Source organism: Micromonospora sp. NBC_00898 (assembly GCF_045207895.1).
GTDB lineage: Bacteria > Actinomycetota > Actinomycetes > Mycobacteriales > Micromonosporaceae > Micromonospora.
On sequence record NZ_CP108775.1, the window covers coordinates 1,382,996 to 1,406,286 of the forward strand.

Sequence of the window (23,291 nt, forward strand, 5' to 3'; positions counted from 1 at the left end):
CACCCTTAGATTAGACCGTGTGGCGGTGCCGCAAGCGCGTCGCGACCCGGTGTCCGAGCACCACCCGCGTCGACACCGTCCGGAACGCGGCCACGTCATCAAACTCCCGCCGGCTTCTGCTCGTCGAGTGCCTGGCGCAGGCTGCGCGGGCGCATGTCGGTCCACACCTGGTCGATGTGCGCCAGGCATTCCTGCTCTGGTCCGCGGAAACCGGTCGGGTGCCAGCCGGCCGGCATCTCACGGTCCTCGGCCCAGATCGAGTACTGCTCCTCGTCGTTGATGACCACGAGGAAGACCGGCTCGGTGGTGCTCATATCCGCTGTACCTCTTTCTTGTCCGGTGTGGGCATGCCAATGGGTTGGCGATCCACCGCGTCCAGGGCCGCGCCGTCAGGGTCGCCCGTTCGGAGTGCCCGCAGGATCTGCAGACCCACCAGGTCGTCCGGCGGCGCGTCGGCGACCTCTTGGTCGAAGTTCTTCAGGGTGCGGGTGCGCCGCGCCACCACCACGATCAGCGCCATTACGGCCGCGAAGACCAGGTACATCACGGCCGTGCCACGGCCTTCGCCGGTGCCCAGCAGGCGACCGGCCGTGCCCGCCAGCAGCCCGTCGTGGGCCATGAGCGGCTCGAAGAGCCGGCTACCCAGGGGAGCGACCACCCCGAAACCGAGCGGCAGCGTCGACCACGAGATGACGGTGTTGAGCGCGAAGACCCGTCCGTGGAAGCGCTGAGCGACCTTGACCTGCACAGTGGTGAAGTAGATGCCGTTCATGACGTTGAGGGCCAGGCTCATGGCGAATGCGCCCGCGCCCACTACCCAGAGGTTGGGCCGCAAGCCGGGAATGACGCAGCAGGCCGCCAGGACCATCGCCGCGGTCAGCATGCCGCGCATCCGCAGCCGGCGCGGCCCGCCCCACATTCCCATCACCAGCCCGCCGGTCACCGCGCCGAGGCCACCGCAGACCGCCACCCGGCCCGCCTCGGCCAGCCCGCCGAACGACATCGTCAGCGGAGTCAACAGAATGAACAGCGGTGACAGGAAGATGTTCAGCACCGCGAAGAACAGCAGCATCGCCCGCAGGCCACGGTGATCCCAGGAGTACCGGAGGCCGGCTCTGATCTCCGCGCCCAGGCTCTCGCGCCGCTTCCAGGCTGCGGTGGTGGGGAAGCGTACGAGCGCCGTGACGCCGATCGCGACGGCGTAGCCGGCGATGTCCAGGAGGAGGATGCCGCCCAGGTTGATCGTGGCCATCAAGGCCGTCGCCAGCAACGGCGCCATCACGGCGGCGCCACCATTGATCATCTGGACCATTCCGTTGGCATGACCGAGATAGTGCTTGGGCACCAGTTGCGGGATGGCTGAGCCGTAGGCCAGGCGTTGGAACGTCAGCGCGACGGACAGGACGGTGATCAGCGCGTAGATGTGCGACACCTGAAGACTTCCGCCGGCCAGCAGCAGGGCGAGGACGACCTGTACGCCACCAGCGGCGCAGTCGGCGGCGAGCATGACCCGCTTGCGGCTGATGCGGTCGACGATTGCACCCGCGAGCGGGGCGATCAGCAACCCGGGTACCAGGCCCAGCACGGTGAACAACGCGAACTGGGCGATCGATCCGGTGTTCAGGTAGATCCAGATGGGAATGGCGAACTCGGTCAGGGCCGACCCGGTGATCGAGACCAGCTGGCCCGCGGCCACGGCAAGGAACCGGCCCATGCTCGGGGCGACCGTGGGCGTCGATCCGGCGTGTGCCTGGTCGGGGCTGGATTCACCGGCCAGCCACCAGGTGCGTCCCGGCCGCCGGGCCTGCTGGCGTGTGGCGACCGGGTCGCCGAGTGAGGGGTGCACGGTGGTGACGATCTGCGCCAGCTCCTCCGCCCGGTACTTGAGGAAGAAGTGGCCGGCTTCGTCCAGCACGACCAGCGCCGCTCGGGGGCTGAGGAAATGCCACTCCCGGAAGCGTTCGCTGGCGAACTCCGTGGCGGGATCGCGGTCGCCGACCACCGAGATGACCGGCGCGGCGATCCGATCGACACCGTCATGCAGCATCGCCGTGAACCGCTGCTCGGCGGCGTCACTGTCCTGGCGCATGTTGCGGATCACGCGATAGGCCTGCTCCTGATCGAGCTCGGCCATCTCCAGACCCAGGCCGCGCAACCAGTTCTCGTAGACCCGGTCGCCGGTCAGCGCGTCGCGTCTGGCCACCTTGGACAGAACCTGCATGGCCCGGCCGCGTGGCCGGGCAAACGGGAAGATGGCGGCGATGTAGACGGCATCGAGCGATCGTCCGGTCCCCTCCAAACGCCGGGCCAGTTCCACGGCGACCGCGCTGCCGACGCCGCAATGCCCGTAGAGAGCGATCGGCCCGTCGACCTTGTCGAGGATCTCGGCGCTACACCGGTCGATCAGCTCGTCGAAGGGGATCGCCGCATCGTCGACGCCGAGATCATGTCCCGGTATCGTCACCGCGAACAACCGGTACCCGGCCGGGAGCGCGTCGGCCAGCGGCTGGTACACCACCGGGCTGCCACCGCCGTACGGGACGCAGACCAGAGTCAGCTCGGCGGTGCGGCCAGCGGTGTTGCGGGTCAGTTCGTTGAGCAGGTCGCGCGGCCGGTCGAGGCCGGAGTCGGCGAGCGTGGCCAACTCCCGTACGGTCGGGTGCTGGAACAGGTCCATCACGCTGATCCCGGCGCCGATGCGGGTGCGTAGCTGGGCCACCACCTGGATGGCCAGCAGCGAATGCCCGCCGGCGTCGAAGAAGTCGTCCTCGAGCCCGACGCGGTCGAGGCCGAGTACCTCCTGCCAGACTTCGGCGATCGCTGCCTCGGTCGGCGTTCGCGGTGCCGCCTCCGCGGCGGGAGCGATGGCCCGATGCGGCGCCGGCAGGGCGGCGCGATCCAGCTTCCCGCTGGGACCCAGCGGCAGCACGTCGATGTTGACGAATGCGGTGGGCACCAGATGATCAGGCAGGGTGCGCTTGAGCGCGGTCCGCAACGCCGCCGGTTCCTGCGGCAGTCCGGTGACGTAGCCGACCAGGCGTTGATCGCCGGGACGGTCCTCGCGTACGACGACCGCAGCCTCGGTCACCGCGGGCAGCGCCGTCAGCGCTGCCTCAATCTCGCCCGGCTCGATGCGGATGCCGCGCAGCTTGATCTGGCGATCGATCCGGCCGAGGAACTCCAGCGCGCCGTCGGCGCGGCGGCGGGCCAGGTCGCCGGTGGCGTACATGCGCGAACCCGGCGGGCCGAACGGGTCGGGCCGGAAGCGTTGCGCCGTGGCGGCCGGGCGGCCCAGGTAGCCGCGGGCCAGGCCGACGCCGGCGATGAACAGCTCGCCGGCTACGCCCACCGGCTGCAGGCTGCCGTGGTCGTCGAGCACGTACAGGCTGATGTTCTGGATGGGCATGCCGATCGGCAGCCGGGCGGTGCCGTCGCACTGCTCGGGCGGGCACGGCCAGGCCGACACGTCGACGGCGGCCTCGGTTGGACCGTAGAGGTTGTGCACCTCGACCTCGAGCCGCTCATGCAGCCGGGCCGCCAGCGCCGGGGGTAGCTCCTCGCCGCTGCAGATGACCCGCCGCAGCCAGGCGCAGCGCTCGATGTCCGGCTCGGCGAGGAACGCGCCCAGCATGGACGGCACGAAGTGGGCGGTGGTCACCCGCTCACCGGCGATGACGTCGCGCAGGTAGCCCGGATCCTTGTGGCCGCCGGGGCGGGCCATCACCAGGCGCGCCCCAGCGATCAGCGGCCAGAAGAACTCCCACACCGACACGTCGAAGCTGGCCGGTGTCTTCTGCAGCACCGCGTCCTGCTCGCCCATCCGGTAGGTTTCCTGCATCCAGTGCAGCCGGTTGCAGATCGCCTGGTGGCAGACGAGCACCCCCTTCGGGCGGCCGGTGGAGCCGGAGGTGTAGATGGCATAGGCGCCGTCGTGCGGCCCGGCCAGCGGCGCGGGGTCGGTGACCGGCTGGTCCTGCCACGCGGCTGGATCGTCCAGGTGGAGGACGCTCGCCGCGCCAGGCGCGGGCAATTCCAGCCGCCGCTGGGTCAGCACCACCCTGGCTCCCGAGTCGGCGAGCATGTATTCCAGCCGTTCCCGCGGATAGTCCGGATCCAGCGGCAGGTACGCCGCACCGGACTTGAGCACGCCGACCAGCGCGGCGATCAGGTCGAGGGAACGTTCGGCGTGCACCGCGACAATCGATCCCGGACCCGCGCCCGCCTGACGCAGCCGGTAGGCGATCTGGTTGGCGCGGACGGCCAGCTCCGCGCGGGTCAGCGATCCCTCCGGCGCGGTGACCGCGATCCGTTGCGGCGCGACGGCCAGCCCCGCCTCGACCAGGGCGTGCAGCGTGGTCTGCGCGGGAAAGTCCGCCACCGGGCCGCGGCTGGCGGCCCGCGCACGGGCCCGTGCGGGTTCATCCAGCCAGGCCAGCCGGGACATCGGCGTGTCCGGGTCGCGGCTCACCGTCGCCAGCAGCGCGCCGAAGCCGGTCGCCATCGCTTCGATGCTCGCCGCGTCGAACAGGTCGGGGTTGTAGATGAACTGGCAGTGCCAGCCGTCGGCGCCCTCGACCACGTACAGCTCCAGGTCGAACCGGGTGGCCCAGGTGCGCACCGGGTAGCTCTCCGCGGTCAACGCACCCGGGACCGGGGTGGCCGGGCCGTAGTTCTGCAGCGCGAACAGAACCTGGAAGACCGGCGGACGGCTGACGTCACGCACCGGATCCAGCGCGGTCACCAGTTGCTCGAACGGAAGCTCCTGGTAAGCGAACGCATCGAGGGTGCTGGCGCGTACCCGGTCCAGCAGCTGCGCGAAGGTCGGGTCGCCGTGCAGCTCGGCGCGCATGGCGAGGCTGTTGACGAAGACCCCGACGACGTCCTCGAGTTCCGGGCGATGGCGACCGGCCACCGGAGTGCCGACGGCGAAGTCGCGCTGGCCGCTGAACCGGGCGAGCAGCACCTGAAACGCGGCCAGCAGCGCCATGTACGGTGTGGCGGCGCGGTCGCGAGCCAATGCCGAAAGCCCGTCCGCGGTTGCATTGTCGACGGCCAGATGGTGCTGCGCGCCGCTGAAGGTCTGCTGCGCCGGGCGGAGACGGTCGGTGACCAGCTGTAGCGCGGGCACGTCGGCCAGCCGTGGCAACCAGTACGCCAGGTCGCGGCGCGCCGACTCGCCGGTGCGCCCGGCCCGCTGCCAGGCGGCGAAGTCGCCATAGCGGATGGCAGGTTCCGCTTGTGGCGCCTGTCCCGCGGCGAGCCCGAGCAGTTCGCGGATCAGCAGCTCCGCAGACCACCCGTCACAGGCCAGGTGATGGACCGCGAGCACGAGGATGTGGTGCTCGGCAGCCATGCGGATCAGCAGCCCGCGCAGCAGCGGCGCGCCGGCCGGGTCGACCGGTTGGGCGAGTTCGTCGTCGATCAGTGCCTGTGTCTGCTGTTCGTCGGTGGCCGGCACCACGCGCAGCACCGGATCGGCTCGCTCGGCCACCAACGCCACCGGGCGGCCGTCATCGGTGGCCGGGAAGCGGGTGCGCAGCGCCTCGTGCCGGGCGACGAGGTGACCCAGTGCCCTGCGTACGGCGTCCGGGTCGAGCGGTCCGCGGATGCGGCGCACCACGGGGACGGTGTAGGCCCTGGTGCCCGGCGCGTACTGCTCCATGAACCACAGGCGTTCCTGAGCGTAGGACAGCGGCGGGTCGGCCTCGGCGCGCCGCGGAATGGCCGGGCTTGTGCTGCGGGGCCGGCGACGCAGGCGTTGTGTCAGCAGGGCCTGCGTCTCGGCGGACAGTTGCTCAGTCATGCGCGACCTTTCCGGCGGCGACCGCCGCCTGAGCGTCGGCCGCCCGCTCGATGTCGGCGAGCACCAGGGCCCTGATCCGGGCCGCCAGTTGCGCCACCGTGCGGTGTTCGAAGAGCAGACGCAGCGGCACATCGAGGTCTGTCGCGTCGCCCAGGCGAGCGGCGACCCGCAAGGCGTGCAGGGAGTGGCCACCCAGGGCGAAGAAGTCGTCGAACGCGCCGATCGGGTTGCGGCCCAGAACCTCCGACCACACCTCGGCCACGAGGTGCTCCGCGTCGTCGCGTGGCGGCACGTGCCCGTTGCCGGCGACCGGCGCCGCCACCGGCAGGCGGGCGAGGGCAGCCCGGTCGACCTTGCCGTTGGCGGTCAGTGGCAGCCGGTCGAGCGCGACGACGTGCGCGGGCACCAGCCGTTCGGGCAGGCGCGCGGCCAGCCTCGCCCGCAGCACGGCGGGCTCGTCCAGAGCGCACACCACCCACGCGACGAGCGCCTGGTCGCGTACGGTGACCGCGGCCGCCTGCACCTCCGCCTCGGACATCAGCTGCCGTTCCACCTCAGCCGGCTCGATCCGGTACCCCCGGATCTTGATCTGGTCGTCGACGCGGCCGAGGAAGTGCAGCTGCCCGTCGGCGGTGCGGCGCACCCGGTCGCCGGTGGCGTAGAGGCGCCCGCCGGGGGACCCGAGCGGGTCCGGGACGAACTGGCGCGCGGTGCGTCCCGGCTCGCCGCGGTATCCGCGGGCCAGTCCGGCGCCGCCGAGATAGAGCTGGCCGGGCACGCCGGGCGGCACCGGCATCAGGTGGCGGTCGAGCACATGCGCGTCGGTGTCATGAATGGGCAGCCCGATCGGGGGATCGAGGTGCTCGCCGGTCACCTCCGCGGCGGTGGCGATGACCGTGGCCTCGGTCGGCCCGTACGTGTTGACCAGCCGCACCCGTGGCCCGACGGCGCGCCGCCAGGCGGTGACGGCGTCGGCGTGCGCCGCCTCACCGCCGATGATCAGCAACCGCAGGGCCGGCGGCCAGCGGGTCGAGTCCCGCGCTGCCAGCTCGTGCCAGAAACTCGTGGGCAGATCCAGCACAGTCAGGGTGGCGGCCAGCGGGGTGGACAGGAAGTCCGGCAGCAGCTCGCCGCGCCGCGGCCCGATGACCAGGGTGGCGCCACTTGCCAGGCAGGGGAAGATCTCTTCGACGTGGGTATCGAAGGAGACCGAGGCAAACTGCAGCACCCGATCGCCCGGCCCAAGCCGGTATTCGCTCGACATCCAGCGCACCCGCGCGGCCAGCGCCTGCCGGGTCAACATGACAGCCTTGGGTAGGCCGGTGGAACCGGAGGTATTGCAGACATAGGCCAGGTCGAGCGGGGACACCGGGCGAGTGGACGAGGCAGCGGCGACGCCGGGCACCGGCTCCGGCTGTCCGGCGGAGAGCAGCAGGGCGGCCCCGCTTCCGGTGATCAGGGTGTCCTGGCGGGCCGGCGGATCGGCCGGGTCGAGACAGGTATAGGCGGCGCCGGCCCGCAGCACCGCGAGCAGGTCGACAACCAGCTCCGCACCGCGCTGTCCGCGCACCGCGATCGTCGTGCCCGGCCCGGCGCCCATCGCCCGCAGCCGGGTCGCCAGCGTCTCGGTCCGCGCGACCAGCGCGGCGTAGCTGACCTGGTCGTCGCCGTCGATCACGGCGATCGCATCGGGAGCGTCGGCTGCCTGGGCCAGGAACAGGCCCACCGCATCCGGGGCCGGCCGGCCGGGCCGCTGCCCGCGGCCCGCCGCGACCAGCTGGACGGACTCGGCAGGTGTCAGCATCGTCAACCGCTTTACCCGCTGGCCGGGTGCCTCTGCCGCGGCGGTGAGCAGGCAGCCGAGACGCCGGGCCAGCCGCTGCCCGGCCGCCTCGTCGCACAACCGCAGCTGGTGTCCCAGCAGGAGTTGGAGCCCGTCCGGCAGGTTCCGGGCCTCCAGCGTCACCGGCGTCTTGGTTTTGCGCAGCCCGGTGGGAAACGGTTGCGCGGTCAGGCCGTCGAAGGTCATGGCCGCCGCGGCGGGGCTGTCCAGGACGAACAGCGCGTCGAACGGGGCGCCGTCGGAACCCAGCTCCTCGAAGGGCACGCTCGGGTGGCTGAATGCCTCGAAGAAGCCGTTACGGTTGCGGCGCAACAGGTCCCGGAAGGACGGGTCGCCGCCCAGGTCGGCTCGCAGCAGGATCGTGCTGCTCAGGTAACCGAAGAGCGACTCGAACTCGCTGCGATCGCGGCCGGCCACCGGCGCGGCCACGCACAGGTCGCGCTGCCCGGTGTGGCGCGACAGCAGCACCTGGAAGCCGGTGAGCAGCACCAGGAACATCGTGGCGCGTTCGGTGCGGGCCAGGTCGCGCAGCGACGAGACGGCGCTCGTCGCGAGCGGCACCTCGTGGAAGGCTCCCGTGGCCGGTGGCGCGCCGGCATCGGCTTCCGCGGACAGCCCGGTCAGGTCCAGCCGCGCCGCACCGGCCAGCCGGTTGTGCCAGAAATTGCGGTCGACGCCCGCGCGCTGCCGGGCGTATGCGGCGTAGTCGCGATACCGGGCGGGCAGCGCCGCCAGCGCCGGCGCGCGCCCGGAGCGCGCGGCGTTGTAGAGCTCCGGCAGCTCCGCGCCGAGCACGTCCAGCGACCAGCCGTCTCCGGCGATGTGATGCAGCACCAGGGACAGCACGTGATCGCCGGCCGCCAGGCGGTAGAGCGTGGCGCGCAGCGGGGCCGCGGCGCTCAGGTCGAACGGTCCTTCCAGGTCCTGTCGGATCGAGGCGTCAGTGACATCCAACGGGTCCGGTGCCCCGACCAGATCCACCTGGTGCAGCGGGCAGTTCCCGGTCGCGGCGACCAGGCCCGTCGCCACACCGTCGACCTCGACATAGCGGGTGCGTAGCGGCTCGTGGCGGCGGGCGAGCGCCTCCAGGGCGGACGCCAGCGCCGGCACATCGAGGTCGCCGAGCAGCCGCAGGGTGAAGAACATGTGGTACGCGGTGTCAGCCGGGTTCAGCCGGTGCAGGAACCACAGCCGCTCCTGGGAAGGTGCCAGCGCGAACGCCTGGTCGCTCGCAGCGCTCACCGGGTGGCCTGCACAAGCTGGCTGAGCCCGCGAATGGTCGAGGTGTCGAAGAAGGCCGACAGCGGCAGGTCCGCACCCATCCGCTCGCGCACCCGGGCGGCGATCCGGGCCAGGGTGAGCGAATGCCCGCCCAGGTCGAAGATGTCGTCGTCGGGGCGGATCGAGGCCAGCCCCAGCACCTCGCACCAGATGCTGTGCATCAGCGCCTCGGGGCCTTGATATTCGTATTCGTCCGTCGCCACCGGGGTAGGGAGTTCCTTCGGCAGCGCCGAACGGTCCAGCTTGCCGTTGGGCGTCATCGGCAGCGCCGGCAACACCAGCACCGCCGACGGCACCGCATATCCGGGCAGCATCGTGGCGAGCCGGGCGCGCACCTGCTCGGCGTCGGCGTCCCCGGTGACGTAGCCCAGCAGGTGATCGCCGTGCAGCGCGGCGGCGGCTTCGCGCACGCCGGGCACGGCGCGCAGCGCCGCTTCCACCTCACCCAGCTCCAGTCGATGACCGCGCACCTTGACCTGCTGGTCGCGTCGGCCGAGGAACTCGAGGCCGCCGTCGGCCCGGTAGCGCACCAGGTCGCCGGTGCGGTACATGCGCGAGCCGGGCGGGCCCCACGGATCGGCCACGAAGCGTTGCCCGGTCAGGCCAGGTTGGTGCAGGTAGCCCAGCGCGACACCGGCGCCACCGATGACCAGTTCACCGGGTACGCCGATCGGGCAGAGACGGCCGGACGGATCGAGCACCCGCAGCCGGGTGCCGGGAATCGGGCGGCCCAGCGACACGTCCACCGGCTCGGCGGGCACCTCCCAGCAGGCCGACCAGATGGTGGTCTCGGTGGGCCCGTACATGTTGAACAGGCGCGCGCTGCCGTGACGGAGCTGCTGAGCGAGCGGCAACGGCAGAGCTTCGCCGCCGGCCAGCGCGGTCACCTCAGGCAGGTGATATCCCCCGGCAAGCAGCACCTGCCAGCCCGACGGTGTCGCCTGGACATGGGTGACCCGCTGCCGCCGGGCGAAGCGGACGACGGCCGCGCCGTCGCCGGAGGTGATCTCCTCACCGGGCACGGCGAGGCGGCCGCCCGTGGTGAGCGGCAGGTACATCTCCAGGGCGGAGATGTCGAACGACACCGACGTCAGCGCCAGCCAGGCGGTCTCCGGGCCGGTGCCGCCGACCAGCGCGGCGGTGGCGTCGAGGAACGCGGTCAGGCAGGCGTGGCTGACGGCGACACCCTTCGGGCGGCCGGTGGAGCCCGACGTGTAGATGACGTACGCGGTGTGTGCGCCCTGGGGCGGGGCGGTCTGTCCGATCTCGTCGGGGGTGTCGGCCTGGTCGGTGCATACCACGGGGGTGCTGGACTCGGCCGGCAGCTGTCCGGCCGACTGCGCGTCGGCCAGCACGCAGGCCGCCCCGGAGTCCTGGAGCGCCTGTGCGGTGCGCCCGGCTGTGTAGCGCGGGTCCAGCGGCACGTAGGCCGCGCCGGCCCGCCAGACGCCCAGCAGCGCGGCGATCAGCATCGGGCCGCGCGGCAGGAAGACACCGACCAGCTCGCCGGGCCGGACCCCGGCTGCGCGTAGCAGCGATGCCACGCGGCGGCTATGCACTTCGAGCTCGCCGTAGCTCCACCCGCCCCCGTCCCAGCAGACGGCGGGCGAATGCGGCGAGCGGCGGACCTGATCGAGGAACCGGTCGAGGACCGTCGCCGTGCACGTCTGCGGCAGTGCGGCTCCCTCACCGCGCGCGATCAGCAGCCGGCTTTCGGCCGGGGGGAGCATGTCCACCGAGCTGACCGGACTGTCCGGCGCGGACAGCAAGCCGCGCAGCAGGGTCACGAACCGTTGTGCCAGCCGCTCGGCGGTGTCCGCGGTGAACAGGCCGGCCGAGTAGCTCAGGTCGATGCGCGCGCCGCCCGGACCTCGCCAGATCTCCATCGCCAGGTCGCACTTGGCCTGCGCGTAGTCGAGGTGGTATCCGGTGCCGCTGGCCGTGCCGAGCGAGAACGGCTGCGGCTGCTCGTACTGCAGGGAAAACATGGCCTGGTAGACGGGCGTACGGGACCGGTCGCGCGACACCTCGAGCTCGGCCATCACCTCGGCGAATGGCAGGTGCTGATGGCCGAACGCGGACAGGCACCGGGCGCGCACCCGCTCGACGACGGTGTTGAAGCTCGGCGTCCCGGCCAGGTCCGCTCGGATCGCGATCGTGGTGGCCAGGCAGCCGACCACGCGCTCGAACTCGACCTGATCGCGCCCGGCAACCGGGACGCCGACGCAGAAGTCGTCCTGGCCGGCGTGCCGGCCCAGGAGCACCTCGTACGCGGCGAATAGGATCATGAACGCGGTGCAGCGGTGCCTTCGGGCGAAGGCGTCCATTTCCTGGAGCAGATCGGCGGGCAGTTCCAGGCGATGAAGGCCACCGGTGGTCACTCGGACCGCCGCCCGGGGCAGGTCGACGGGCAACTGCAGATCGGGTACCCCCGCGAGCTCTTCAGCCCAGAACTTCCTGGCCTGCTCGGTGGACTGCCGGACGGTCCCGCCTCGAACGGCCGCAACATAGTCGCGGTGGGCCAGCTCCACCTCGGGAAACGAGGGCGTCGAGCCCTCGATGAACGCCTGGTAGGCGGCGGCGATCTCGTCTCCGAGGATGCGCATCGACAGCCCGTCGGCGGCGATGTGGTGGACCACGACGCACAGGATGTGGTCCTCGTCGTTCAGGCGCAGCAGGGTGACCCGCAGCGGCGGCCCGGCGGCGAGGTCGAACGGTTCGGCCACCCGGTCCAACACGAGCCAGTGCGCGGCCTGCCCGGCGCTCGCCGCTTCCGACTGGTCGACCTCGACGCGTTCCACGGCCACCGGCGCCGGTGAGGTCACCTCCCCGCCCGGAACGCCGTCGCGCTGCACGTAGCGGGTGCGCAGCACCTCATGACGAGCGATCGCCGCATCGAGGGCGCGTCCGAGGGCCTCGGGGTCGAGCGGGCCGCGCAGCCGATGTACCCAGTAGATGTTGTACGAGGCGTCGCGCGGGTCCAGCCGTTGCAGGAACCACATCCGTTCCTGATGCGGGGAGAGATCGATCACTGCTGGGCTCCAGGGGTGCCCGTCGCGGCGGCCACCTGGTCGAGGAAGGCGGCGGCGAGGCGGGTCGCGGTCTGTGCGGTGAAGGTTTGGTGGTTGTAGACCACAGCGGCGTCCAGGCGGGCGTCCTGCCGTTCCTCGACGATGAGTTCGGGCGTGCTCAGATCGTCCTCGCCGCCGGGCGTCGGCCAGTCAAGATCCTCCTGCTCGCGGGGAAGCGGGAACGCCTCGGAGCGCAGGCCGGGGAAGAACGGGGTACCGCCCCAGCTCTCGTAGTGGATGCGGGCCGGGTAGGGCACCAGGGGAGCGGTCTCGTGGTAGGCGTGCAGTTGATGGCTCGCCGCCGCCAACGCGCTGTCGCGGACCCGGCCCAGCATGGTGGTGAAGTCCGGATCGCCGGACGTGTCCACGCGGATCAGCAGTGACTGCACCAGGCAGCCGATCAGCGTGTCGTGCTCGGGCGCGATCCGGCCCGGTACCGGGGACATCAGCACGATGTCGGTCGCGCCACTCCACCTGGACAGCGCCAGACTCCAGCACGTCGCGGCAGCCATGAAGGGGGTTCCGCCGTGACGGTGGGCGGTGTTCCGTAGCCGACCGGCCAGGTCGGCGTCCAGAGCAAACGGATGGCGGCGTCGCGAGAACCGGTTGCCGGCACGCCGCCCGGGGAATGGCGTCAACGCCCTCGGCGCCCCGTGCAGAACCCGTTCCCAGTGGTCCCGGTTGAGCTCCCACTGCGTAGCCGTGAATGCGCAGTAGCCGGCGTAGTCCATGACCAGTGGCCGCAGTGGCGATGGATGCCCGGCGCGAAGCGCCGAGTAGAGCAGGCCGAGTTCACGCAGCAGCACCCCCAGCGACCAGCCGTCGAAGACGAAGTGGTGCACGCTGAGGACCAGCACGGCGTCGTCCTCGTCGATGCGGATGACCAGCGCGCGCACCAGCGGATCGGTCACCAGGTCCCCGACCCGGTTGCGTTCGGCGCGGGCGAGCTCGGCCGCCGCGACGACTCGCTGCTGTGCCGTGTCCCCGGCGGCGGTCACCACTTCGACGGTCGGCGGCAGGTGCTCGGCGAGCGAGAGCGCGAGGCCACCACGCTCCGCACGGGACGCCACGGTGCGCAGTGGCTGGTGGCGATCGGCCAGTAGCGCCAGGCAGCGCCGCAGCAGATCGACGTCGAACCGCTCGCGAATGCGGATCGCGGTGCAGATGGCACCGGGGTCACGGGGCGGTTGAGTGGCGGAAATCCAGTCCAGGAACTCCAGCTGTTGCGTGCTCAGCGGCACGGCTCCGGCAGCCCGGCCCTCGCCGGGTCCACTGCTGACCGTGCTCAGCGCGGCCGGTATGCCGAGGGGGCCGGTCGTTGTCGGGCCGGATGTGCGTGCGGCGGCGTCGATCCACGCCGCCTGCCCGGCAAGCACCGGCCGGTCGAAGGCGAGCGTCGCGCCTGCCGCCACGCCGAACGCGCCGCGAACCAGGGCGGCCAGCTGGGTGGCTCGGAACGAGTCGCCGCCGAGGGCGAAGAACTCATCATCGCGCTCGACTGTCGGCGCCATCAGCAGGCGGCGCCAGATCGCTGCCAGCGCTACCTCGGTCGGGCTCCAGCCTACGGGCTGCGGATCGGCCTCCGAGGCTGACCGCGAAGGTGTCAACGTCATGGGTTCGGCCCCCCGTGGCACCGACGGCCGGCTGGTTCCGGCGTCGGTCACAGACTTTGCGCCATCGTCCAACGTCTGTGCAAGGCCGTGCTGAAACTTTCTGAAGCACCTTTCAGGGATCGACCCCGCGGTGTTAGTGTCCCGAGACTTGATCGAGCCGATGCGAGGTCGCCGGGATGCCTGCCGCCATGCCTCTGACCGTGCCGGGCCTGCTGCGTGTCCGCGCCGGGCGCGAGCCGCAGCGAGTGGCGATCATGGACAGCACCGGCCGGTCCCTCACGTTCGCTGCCTGGCATCGTGACGCTCAAGCCATCGCCCGCTCACTGTCCAGCCGGGGCGTGCGGCGCGGCGCTCGTGTCGCATTGCTCTACGGCGACGACTGGTGCGGATACGCGGTCGCCTTCTGCGGCGTCGTCGCCGCTGGCGCGGCGGCGATCCCGGTGTCAGCAAGCCTTCCGGCCGCGCAGGTGCACGGAGTGCTGCGCCGGGTGGGCGCGAGCGCGGTGCTGCACCAGGGCGAGCTGCCGCCGCCGGACGGGACCTGGTGGAGCACCCCCGGCGCCGACCTGGCCGTGGCGGGCCTGTCCCTCGTGGATCAACCTGTGAACGCTCCCGACCCGGATGACGTGGCGCAGATCGTCTGCACGTCGGGCAGCACCGGAGTCCCCAAGGACGTCGCCGCAAGCCACGCCAACCTGTGCCACGGGCAGGTGCTCAACCCGCGGCCGCGGCGCTACGCGCATTCGCAGGCCATGGTGCACGCCTTCCCCATCGGGACCAACGCCGGGCAGATGATGCTGATCGAAGTGCTCACCGCCGCTCCCACGTTGCTGTGCGCGGGCCGCTTCGATGCCGACCAGTTCTGCGGCCTGATCGACCAGCACCGGACGGGCACAGTCTTCCTCGTCCCGTCGATGGCGGCCGAGCTGTTGCGTAGCGGTGCCCACCGGCGATACGACCTGTCCTGCGTGCAGCTGCTCAGCTCGTCGGCTGCCGCGCTTCCGCCGGCGACCGCCCGTGGCCTGGCTGAGGCTTTCCCACGGGCGGTACTGGTCAACTACTACACCTCGACCGAGGCGGTGCCGGCGCAGATCAGCATGATCGTCGATCCGGACCGGCCGGAGGCGCTGGGCCGCCCGGTGAGCCACCGTGACCTGCGCATCACCGACGATCAAGGCCACGAGCTGCCACCCGGCGAGGTCGGCGAAGTCTGGCTGCGCTCCGACGCCCCACCACGCTCCTATCTGGGCGACCCGTCGGGTAGCGCGGCGGTGTTCCGCAACGGGTGGGTGCGGATGGGAGACCTCGGCCGGCTCGATTCCGACGGGTACCTGATCCTGGTCGACCGTGAATCCGACATCATCAAATCCGGCGCACTCAAGGTCTCGACTTTGCGGATCGAGGCAGCGCTGCTGGAACACCCTGCCGTCGCCGAGGCCGCCGCAGTCGGCCTGCCGCATCCGGTGATGGGTGCGGTCCCCGCGGCCGTGGTGCGCCTGGACTGCCCGGTCGACATGGACGAGGTACGCGACTTCCTGTCCGCGCGGCTGTCCCGGGCGGAGCTGCCGGTACGGCTGCTGGTGGTGGACCAGCTGCCCCGCAACCCGACCGGGAAACCGATCAAACCCGATATCCGGCGGCTGCTCGACCTGCCGACGCGGAAAGACCCCTCCGCGTCAGCCCCAGCCGCGACGGTGGCCGACCCGTTCGGCCGGTCCTTCATGTCGACGTTCGCCGCCGACCCGGGTCTGAGCGGCGACCCCGCCGCCGGGCCAGGCGCCGCAACCGGCGTGCCGGTTGGGGCAGGGCCAGCGGCCATGGCCGACCCGTTCAGCCGTTCCCACCTGACCGCGCTGGCCACCGACCCCGCCGTCACCGAGAGAAGTCACGATGAACGCGAGTGATCCAACCAGCTTGCCCGCCACGCTCGCCGAGAGCGGCATCTGGTTCACCGAACGCATGGGCGGGCTGGGCACCGTCTATTCGATGCCGTTCGCGATCAGTTTCCACGGCCCGTTGGACGAGGCCGCACTGGCCGCCGCGACCCGCGAGGTGATCGCCCGCCACCCGTTGCTGGCCAGTGCGTTCGTCGAGCGTGACGGGCTGCCGGTGCGCATCGCCGCGGCGGTGCCGCCGCACCTGGCAGTCATGGACATGCAGGACGATCCGGACAGCGCGCGAGCGATCGAGCGCGCCGAGATCGTGCGGCCCTTCGACCTCGCGCACGGACCGCTGCTGCGCTGCACCCTGATGCGGCTGGCTCCGCAACGAGCCAGGCTGCTGGTCGTCGCGCACCACCTCGTCTTCGACGGCCAGTCGACCTCCATCTTCATCGACGATCTCGCGACCGCCTACGCCGGTGAACCGCTGCCGCAGCTCGACGCCGATGCCATTGCACCGCCGGTCCGGCGGCTGCCGGACCTGCTCGCCGGGGCCAGGAAGTTCTGGGAAGGACGCCACACCGGCGCGGCCGAGGTGGCCCTGCCCGGCCTGCGCGGCATGCCCAGGATGGTAGGGCCGGGCGAGGTCGTCGAATTCGACCTCGACGACGACCTGCGGACCGCGATCGGGGCGCCCAGCCGCCGGCTCGGCCACAGCCCATTCGTGTTCACGCTCGCCACCTGGCTGATGCTGCTGCGCCGTTACGGCAACGAGGCACCGGTGATCGGTGTTGACCTGGGCACCCGCTCGCTCGCGGAGCGCAACCGCATCGGCGCTCATGTCAATGAGCTGCCGGTCGCCCTCGCCCCGCATCGTGGCGAGACGTTTCGCGACTTCGCCGACCGACTGGTCGACGAGTTCGGCCTCCGCTCCGACGTGGACGGACTCTACCGCTATCGGGAGGTGCCTCTGTCGCGCGCCGTGAGCGGTGTCCGCCCCGCGGTCGCACTGGCGCCGGTCACGCTCGGCTACCGGCGGCGTGAGGCCGCCGCGAAGTTCCCCGGGCTGGATGCCGCCGTGGAGTGGGCGCTGCCCAACCACACCAGCCGTGGGGCCCTGCGCATCCACATGGTTGACGGCCCGGAACAGTGGCGGGTGATGCTGCAGTTCGACCCCGACGTCATGGGCCGGCCCGACGCCGAGCGCATCGCCCAACACTGGCGAGAGCTGGTCCGGGCGGCAGCCGATCAGCCCGACCAGCCCTGGACCAGCCTGCCTTTCATGGCGAGCGAGCAGGCCAGGGCGCGCACCGGCGACGCCACCGCCGCCTGTCCGCAGGTCACCCTGCCCAAGCTGCTCTCCGAACAGATCACCCGGACGCCCGACGCGATCGCGGTCGAGCACGATGGCGGCTCACTTACCTATGAACAGCTGGGAACGGCGATCGACGCGCTGGCCCAGCGGCTGCGCGATGCCGGGATCGGGTCCGGCGCCGTGGTGGCGTTGCTGGCGCGGCGTGGGGTCGATGCGCTCGTCGCCCAGCTCGCGGTACTGCGCTGCGGCGCGGCCTATCTGCCGCTCGACCCGGAGCACCCGCCTGCGAGGAACGCCAGGATCCTCACCGACGCGCAACCTGACCTGGTGCTGACCAGCAGCGAGTGGCAGAGCGCGCTGCCGCCCGCCGCCGCTGTCCGGATCCTGTTGTGGGACAACGCAGGCCCACATTCCGTCAGCTTTTCGCCGAGGCGCTCGCCGCATCCGGCCGAGTGTGCCTACGTGCTGTACACCTCCGGATCCACCGGCCAGCCCAAGGGGGTGCAGGTGGAACACCGGTCCCTGGCCAACCTGCTGCTGGACTTCCGGAACCGGCTCGGATCGGGCCTCGGGCACCGCTGGCTCGCCCTGACCGCGTTGACCTTCGACATCGCGGCCCTGGAGCTCTTTCTGCCGCTCATCAGCGGCGGCACCGTGGTGATCGTGCCACCTGAGGCCGCCCACGACGGGCGTCGTATCGCCCAGCTGGCCAGAGACAGCGGCGTCACCCATGTTCAGGCAACCCCTTCCGGCTGGCAGCTGATGCTCGACGGTGGCTTGGCCGTCGAGAGGATCACGGCCCTGACCGGCGGCGAGGCGCTCACCGAGCCGCTGGCGCGGCAGCTCGGCGTGCGTGCCGCACGACTGCTCAACGTGTACGGCCCCACTGAGACGACCATCTGGTCCACCGCTGCGGAGACGCCGGAATCCGGCCAGGGCGCCATCGGCCGCCCGATCGCCAACACCACCGTGCATGTCCTGGACGAGTGGGGCGACCCGGTGCCGTCGGGCCTGCTCGGTGAGCTGTGGATCGGCGGTGCCGGGCTGACGCGCGGTTACCTCGGCCGGCCCGGGCTCACCGCCGATCGGTTCCGCCCCGACCCGTTCGGCCCGGCAGGAGCACGGCTCTATCGCACGGGAGATCTGGTACGCCGGCGAAACGACGGCGTCCTGGAGTTCGCCGGTAGGCGGGACGAACAGATCAAACTGCGCGGCCACCGGATCGAGTTGGGCGAGATCGAGGCGCGACTGCTTGAACACGCCCAGGTGGCACGGGCGGCGGTCGTGGCGGTGGGCGCGGCGGGGGAGCAGCGTCTCGTCGCGTACGTGGTGCCGGCGGGACCGCCGCCTTCGCCACACGTGCTCCGGGAGCACCTGGCCGGCGCGCTTCCGGCGATCATGGTGCCAGGCGTCATCGAGCTGATCGACTCCCTGCCACTCAACGCCAACGGCAAGATCGATCGCGTCGCCCTGCGCGCCCGCCCGGTCGCCGCTGCCGAGCCCGATGTTCCATTCTCGCCCAGTGACGCCCCCATGACCGCCGGACCGGTGCGGGAGATCCAGCAGATCTGGTCCGAAGTGCTCGGGACGGCCGCGATCGGCGTCCACGACGACCTGTTCGACCTGGGCGGGCATTCGCTGACCGTGGCACAGATATCGGCGCGGATCCGTGCCCGGCTGGGTGCCGACCTCCCCCTGCACATCATGTATGACCGGGCAACCATCGCCGGCATGGCCGAGGCGGTAGCCAGCGAATCGCAGCGGCAGGGTGCCTGACTCCGGCGTGCTCGACTGCACACGGCCCCCGCCGAGGTGGGCGGTGCCGGCGGCGGGCCGGCCGCACCACCGCGGCCTGCTCCGGCAGGGCGTAGCACGTTGGACAGGCGGCTCGTCGAGTGACGACAGGGGCAGCGTCGCCCGACCGCCACCAGGGGTGCGACCCGCCGCGCCGCTGCCGGTGCCAGGTGGACTGATCAGCCGAAGGAAGGGGGCCGATCATGCTGTGGAAAAGCACATGTGGACGTCGTCGGATGGCGCGCCGCGGGTCCGCCCGCGTGACCGGCTCAACCGCCGCTCCGAGTTGGTAAGGCCACGGGGGCTGGGTAGGGCTGCGGAGTGTCGGGGCCGTTCCCCGCGCGCGGGGTGCTGGGGAAGGGGCAGACACCCCTTCCCCAGCAGCGAAATTGAGTGGTCCTGTGGATCTACCTGGCGATGAGCAGGAGCAGCCCTCGGGCACGCAGCACGTACGTGGTGGAGACGCCGCCGATGAGGGCTTCGCTGCCCGGGCTGGCTACCTGGTTGGGTCCTTCGGCCCAGGTGGAGGTGTCGGTGACCCGGTACCACTGCTTTCCTGCGGGTGGTGCGGGCAGGGTGAAGGTGACGTCGCCGGACCAGCCGTTGTAGGCGACGTAGATCGCTGACGCGCTGTCGCCGAACTCGCTGCCGTCGATGCGCCAGGCCAACGCGTGGTTGTTCGCGTTGCCCCAGTATGTGGAGTCGGGTGTCGTGCCCGCCGGGATGAACCATTCGAGCTGGCCGAGCCCGTTGCCGTTGGTGTCGGCGGCCGTGTAGAAGTTCACCGGCCTCAGGGCGGGGTGCGCTTTGCGGAAGGCCAGCAGCCGGTTGGTGAAGGTGGAGAAGTTCGTCTGGTTGGTGTCGGGCGTCCAGTCCAGCCAGTTGGCGCTGGAGTCGAGGTTGTACGGATTGTTGTTGCAGTTGATGCTGCGCAGGTACTCGTCGCCGCCGCTCATCATCGGGGTGCCGGCCGACAGCATGAGGAACGCTCGGCCGTTGCGGGCCGCCTTGCGTTGGTCGGCGGCCACGCCGCCCTGGTTCCAGGAGATGTTGTCGTCGGAGCCGCCGTCGGACGGACCGTACGGCCACGGTTGGCTGTTGTTCTTGCTGTTGCAGGTGTAGAGGTCCTTCAGGGTGAACCCATCGTGGGCGACCATGAAGTTGACCGAGTTCCACGGGCGTCTGCCGTCGTCGCCGTAGAGGTCGGACGACCCGGCGAAGCGGTCGGCGAGGTTGGCTGGGGTGACCGCGTCGATGCCCATCTTGTTCTGGTCGCGACGCAGGGTGTCGCGGTAGATGCCGTTCCACTCCGACCAGCCGGCGGGGAAGTTGCCGACCTGATAGCTGTTGCCGCCGATGGCCCACGGTTCGGCGATCCAGTCGACACCGGACCCGCCGCCCGCCGGGCGAGCGGGCATCTCCGCGACGAGGCGGTTGAGCGCGGTTCCGGTGTTGGTCCGGCTGTAGTTGAAGCACCCGTGCTGGCAGGTGTTGCCCAGCACGGACGCCAGGTCGAACCGGAAGCCGTCGACGCCGAGGGTGTTCTTCCAGTAGGCGACGGAGTCGACGATGAGGTTCTGCGCGACGGGGTTGAAGGTGTTGTAGTTGCCACCGACGCCGGTGTTGTCCCACGGGCTTTGCCGGTCGCTGGTCAGCGAGTAGTACGTGGGGTTGTCCAGGCCGCGCCAGGAGAACACGTTGTAGGTGTTCTTGTCGCCCTGTGGCCCGTCCTCGCCGGTGTGGTTGTACACCACGTCGACGAGCACTTTGATTCCGGCGTCGTGGAACGCCTTCACCATGGCCTTGAACTCGGCGGTCGGCCCGCCGGGGGACTTGTCGTAGGCGTAGCGCCGGTCGGGGGCGAAGTAGTTGAGCGTCATGTACCCCCAGTAGTTGTCCCCGGCTGTGCTGGTGGGGTTGACGTCGTTGGTGTCGTTCAAGGTTTCCTGCACCGGCAGGAACTCCACCGCCGTCACGCCCAGCGATGCCAGGTAAGGGGCTTTGAGCCCGGCACCCTTGTAGGTGCCGCGGTAGGCTGATGCGATCGTGGCGTCGTTCTTGGTCAGCCCGCGTACGTGCACCTCGTACACGATGTCGTCCTTGAACGCCCGGGTGGGTTTCGTGCCGAACCCGCCGGCCGGCGGGCTGAGCACGATGCCCTTGGGGGCGAACGTGCCGGTGTCGACCGCGCGGTTGGCGCCGGAGCGGTAGCCGCTCATGTCGGTGTGGCTCGGCGTCTGCGGGTCGTGGCTGATCTCCCGCGCGTAGGGGTCGAGCAGCAGCTTGTTGGGGTTGAACCGGTTGCCGGCGGAGTCGATGTCGGAGATGAAGCCGGCGGTCGAACCCTTCGTCCAGTCGGTGTGGTAGGGCCAGTTCGGACCCCAGGCGCGGTAGCCGTAGTAGACCGTGCCGGTGATGCCGTAACTGTTCAGTTCCGCCACGCTGACGGTCTTGGCGAAGATGTCGCTGCTCTCGGTCAGCACGTAGCTGATCTTTTCCTGCGCCCCGGCGGCAGTGCTGTAGAGGTAGACTGCGATCCGGGTGGCCGTCGACGAGTAGACGCGGAAGGTGATGTTGCTGGCGGTCCCGTCATAGCGGGCGCCCAGTGCCTGGGCGTCGATCGCGGCCCGTGCTGGCGGTGCGGTGATCAGGCCGGCGGACAGCACGCCGGTCAGGCCTAGCAGCATCGTGACGGCCAGGGCGAGGCGTCGGGGTGTGCGTCGTGTGATCATCGTCGGCTCCTCAGCTGCGCCACACGTCGTTGAAGGTCACCGTGCAGGAGCCGGTGGTGGAAGCGATGCGGTTCGTGCCGCTCTCCCAGATCACGTACCCGGACTCGTTTTTCTTGATGTACTTGTATTCGAACGTGACGTCGTGTGGGAGCGCGACGGAGCCCCGCCAGATCGGGTACGTGGCCGCCGACAGGGCGACACCGTTGTTGGTGTTCCAGTTGCCCAGCTCTGGGCGGTTGCCGACGACGAAGATGTTCTCGCCCCAGACCGTCTGGGCGTCGACGGCGAACGTGGCAGTCACGGTGGTGCAGCCACCAGCGCCGCCGGAGACCTGCGCGCCGATGTGCAGCGCCAGCATGGCCCCCGCCGGCACGGTCGCGGTGAACTGACCGGAGGCGTCAACGGTGTACGCCGCGCCGGTGCAGGTGGTGCCGTTGACGTCACCGTTGGCGACGTCGCAGTACGTCCCGGCGGGCAGGCTCGTCTGGAAGGACCGGCTCAGCGGGCCGCCGTCGCGGTTGAAGACGACGTACCCCTTGCCGTTGCGGCCGAACGCGATCTGGTTCGAGCCGTTGCTCCACCAGTTGCTCACGCCCGTGCCGGCCACGGTGTTGCGGAAGCCGACCATGTTCGCGGTGGTCCGCCAGCGGTGCTCGCAGACCCAGCCGTTGCCGCAGCTGACCGCCGTGGTGGCGCCGCCGCTGTCAGCCGGCGGGCCCTGGTCGCTGTTGGTGAAGGCGAAGCTGGACATGACCTGCGGCACGCCGTAGGGCCAGGCCAGCATGAACGCCTCGGCCAGCGCGTAGGTGGAGCCGTCCTGGTAGGTCAGGCGCGCGCGGCCGTTGCGCTGGGTGTCGTGGTTGTCGATGAATGCGACCGCGTTGCCGGAGGCGAGCAGCATGGAGTTGGCCAGGTTGTTGAGGTTGGCCAGGTTGCCGTCGCGGAATGCGTTGCCCACCACGTCGCCGTAGCGGAACTCGGTGACGTCGCCGATGCCGGTGTACTCGGTCGGGCTGATCTCGCCCGGCCCACCCTCGATGACCTCGTGGTAGACGTACGGGCTGCCACTGACGCCGCCCAGGATTGCCTGCAGGTCTCCGACGGGCATGTGCTTGGCGGCGTCCACGCGGAACCCGTCGACACCGAGCGAGCGGAGATCGTTGAGGTAGCCGGTGAGCTTGCCGCGCACGTACGCCGACTCGGTCTTCAGGTCGGCCAGGTCCAGCAGTTCGCAGTTCTGTACCTCCCACCGGTCGGTCCAGCTGCGGATGTCGTCGTTGCCGTTGCGGCCGCAGTGGTGGAAGTCGTCGTTGCCGTAGGGCACGGCCGGGTAGCTGTAGTGGGTGTAGGTCGAGCCGGCGCTGCCCGGGCCGGTGGAGGCACCGCCGGCCATGTGGTTGACCACCGCGTCGACGTACACCTTCACGCCCGCGTTGTGGCAGGCCTGCACCATGCTGGCGAAGCTGGCGCCGTTGCCGCGCCGCGACACCAGCTGATAGCTGACCGGCTGGTAGTCCTGCCACCACGGGAAGTTCTGGCCGGGCAGGACGACGTGTTCCTGGGGTGGGGACACCTGCACCCCACCGAAGCCCTTGGGGCCCAGGACGTTGGTGCATTCACTGGCGACTGACGACCACGGCCACTGGAACAGGTGGACGATCACATCCTTGGCGCCCGGGGTGAGGCTGACGGCCGCCTCGGCCCGCGGCGCGGTGGTGAGGCTCGGCGCGAAGCCGAAGACGAGACCGACGGCCAGGGCGGCGGCGAGCAGCAGGGAGCGCAATCGGGGGTTCATTGCGAAGACCTCCTCGCGGGACGGGGGTGGTGCGAGGAAGCCGGCAGGGTGGGCCCACCCGCCGACGGTTGATCAATGCAAGACCTTGCAATGTTTCCAGGAAGCTACCATCTATACACATCAAAGTGAACGGGCTGGCGAACGGCGGGTCGGTAGATCCCGTC

At 70.7% G+C, this 23,291-nt stretch carries 9 protein-coding genes; 2 read left to right on the top strand and 7 right to left on the bottom strand.

Going from position 1 to position 23,291, the window contains the following annotated elements:
• Positions 1-98: 98 nt before the first annotated feature.
• Genes OG799_RS06590 through OG799_RS06610 form a run of 5 tightly spaced genes read right to left on the bottom strand, consistent with a single transcriptional unit; the run spans position 99 to position 13,611 of the window.
• Positions 99-314 (bottom strand): MbtH family protein, encoded by a 216-nt coding sequence (locus OG799_RS06590; protein WP_406044082.1) that lies wholly within the window; start codon positions 312-314, stop codon positions 99-101.
• Positions 311-5,803 (bottom strand): amino acid adenylation domain-containing protein, encoded by a 5,493-nt coding sequence (locus OG799_RS06595; protein WP_406044084.1) that lies wholly within the window; start codon positions 5,801-5,803, stop codon positions 311-313. Before OG799_RS06595 ends, OG799_RS06590 begins: the two co-directional genes overlap by 4 nt.
• The gene (locus tag OG799_RS06600) at positions 5,796-8,888 is read right to left on the bottom strand and encodes an amino acid adenylation domain-containing protein (RefSeq protein ID WP_406044086.1); all 3,093 of its coding nucleotides are present in this window, start codon (positions 8,886-8,888) and stop codon (positions 5,796-5,798) included. The genes OG799_RS06595 and OG799_RS06600 overlap by 8 nt, the downstream gene beginning before the upstream one ends.
• Positions 8,885-11,959, bottom strand: coding sequence for a non-ribosomal peptide synthetase (locus tag OG799_RS06605; protein WP_406044088.1), 3,075 nt, complete (start codon positions 11,957-11,959; stop codon positions 8,885-8,887). Before OG799_RS06605 ends, OG799_RS06600 begins: the two co-directional genes overlap by 4 nt.
• A complete protein-coding gene (locus OG799_RS06610) occupies positions 11,956-13,611 on the bottom strand; it encodes a condensation domain-containing protein (RefSeq protein ID WP_406044090.1) in 1,656 nt (551 codons plus the stop codon). Before OG799_RS06610 ends, OG799_RS06605 begins: the two co-directional genes overlap by 4 nt.
• 188 nt (positions 13,612-13,799) lie before the next feature.
• Here OG799_RS06610 and OG799_RS06615 point away from each other — a divergent pair, with 188 nt between their 5' ends.
• Positions 13,800-15,515: a class I adenylate-forming enzyme family protein gene (locus tag OG799_RS06615; protein WP_406044092.1), complete on the top strand. Its 1,716-nt coding sequence runs from the start codon at positions 13,800-13,802 to the stop codon at positions 15,513-15,515.
• On the top strand, positions 15,502-18,582 hold the full coding sequence (locus tag OG799_RS06620) for a non-ribosomal peptide synthetase (RefSeq protein WP_406044094.1): 3,081 nt from the start codon (positions 15,502-15,504) through the stop codon (positions 18,580-18,582). The genes OG799_RS06615 and OG799_RS06620 overlap by 14 nt, the downstream gene beginning before the upstream one ends.
• A 425-nt stretch (positions 18,583-19,007) precedes the next feature.
• On the opposite strand, the gene OG799_RS06625 is transcribed toward OG799_RS06620, so the two are convergent.
• Together OG799_RS06625 and OG799_RS06630 are read right to left on the bottom strand one after the other, a co-directional pair.
• A complete protein-coding gene (locus tag OG799_RS06625; RefSeq protein ID WP_406044096.1) occupies positions 19,008-21,332 on the bottom strand; it encodes a glycogen debranching protein in 2,325 nt (774 codons plus the stop codon).
• Between the two features lie 10 nt (positions 21,333-21,342).
• Complete coding sequence (locus OG799_RS06630) at positions 21,343-23,127, bottom strand: carbohydrate-binding module family 20 domain-containing protein (protein ID WP_406044098.1); 1,785 nt, start codon at positions 23,125-23,127, stop codon at positions 21,343-21,345.
• Between the last annotated feature and the right edge of the window lie 164 nt (positions 23,128-23,291).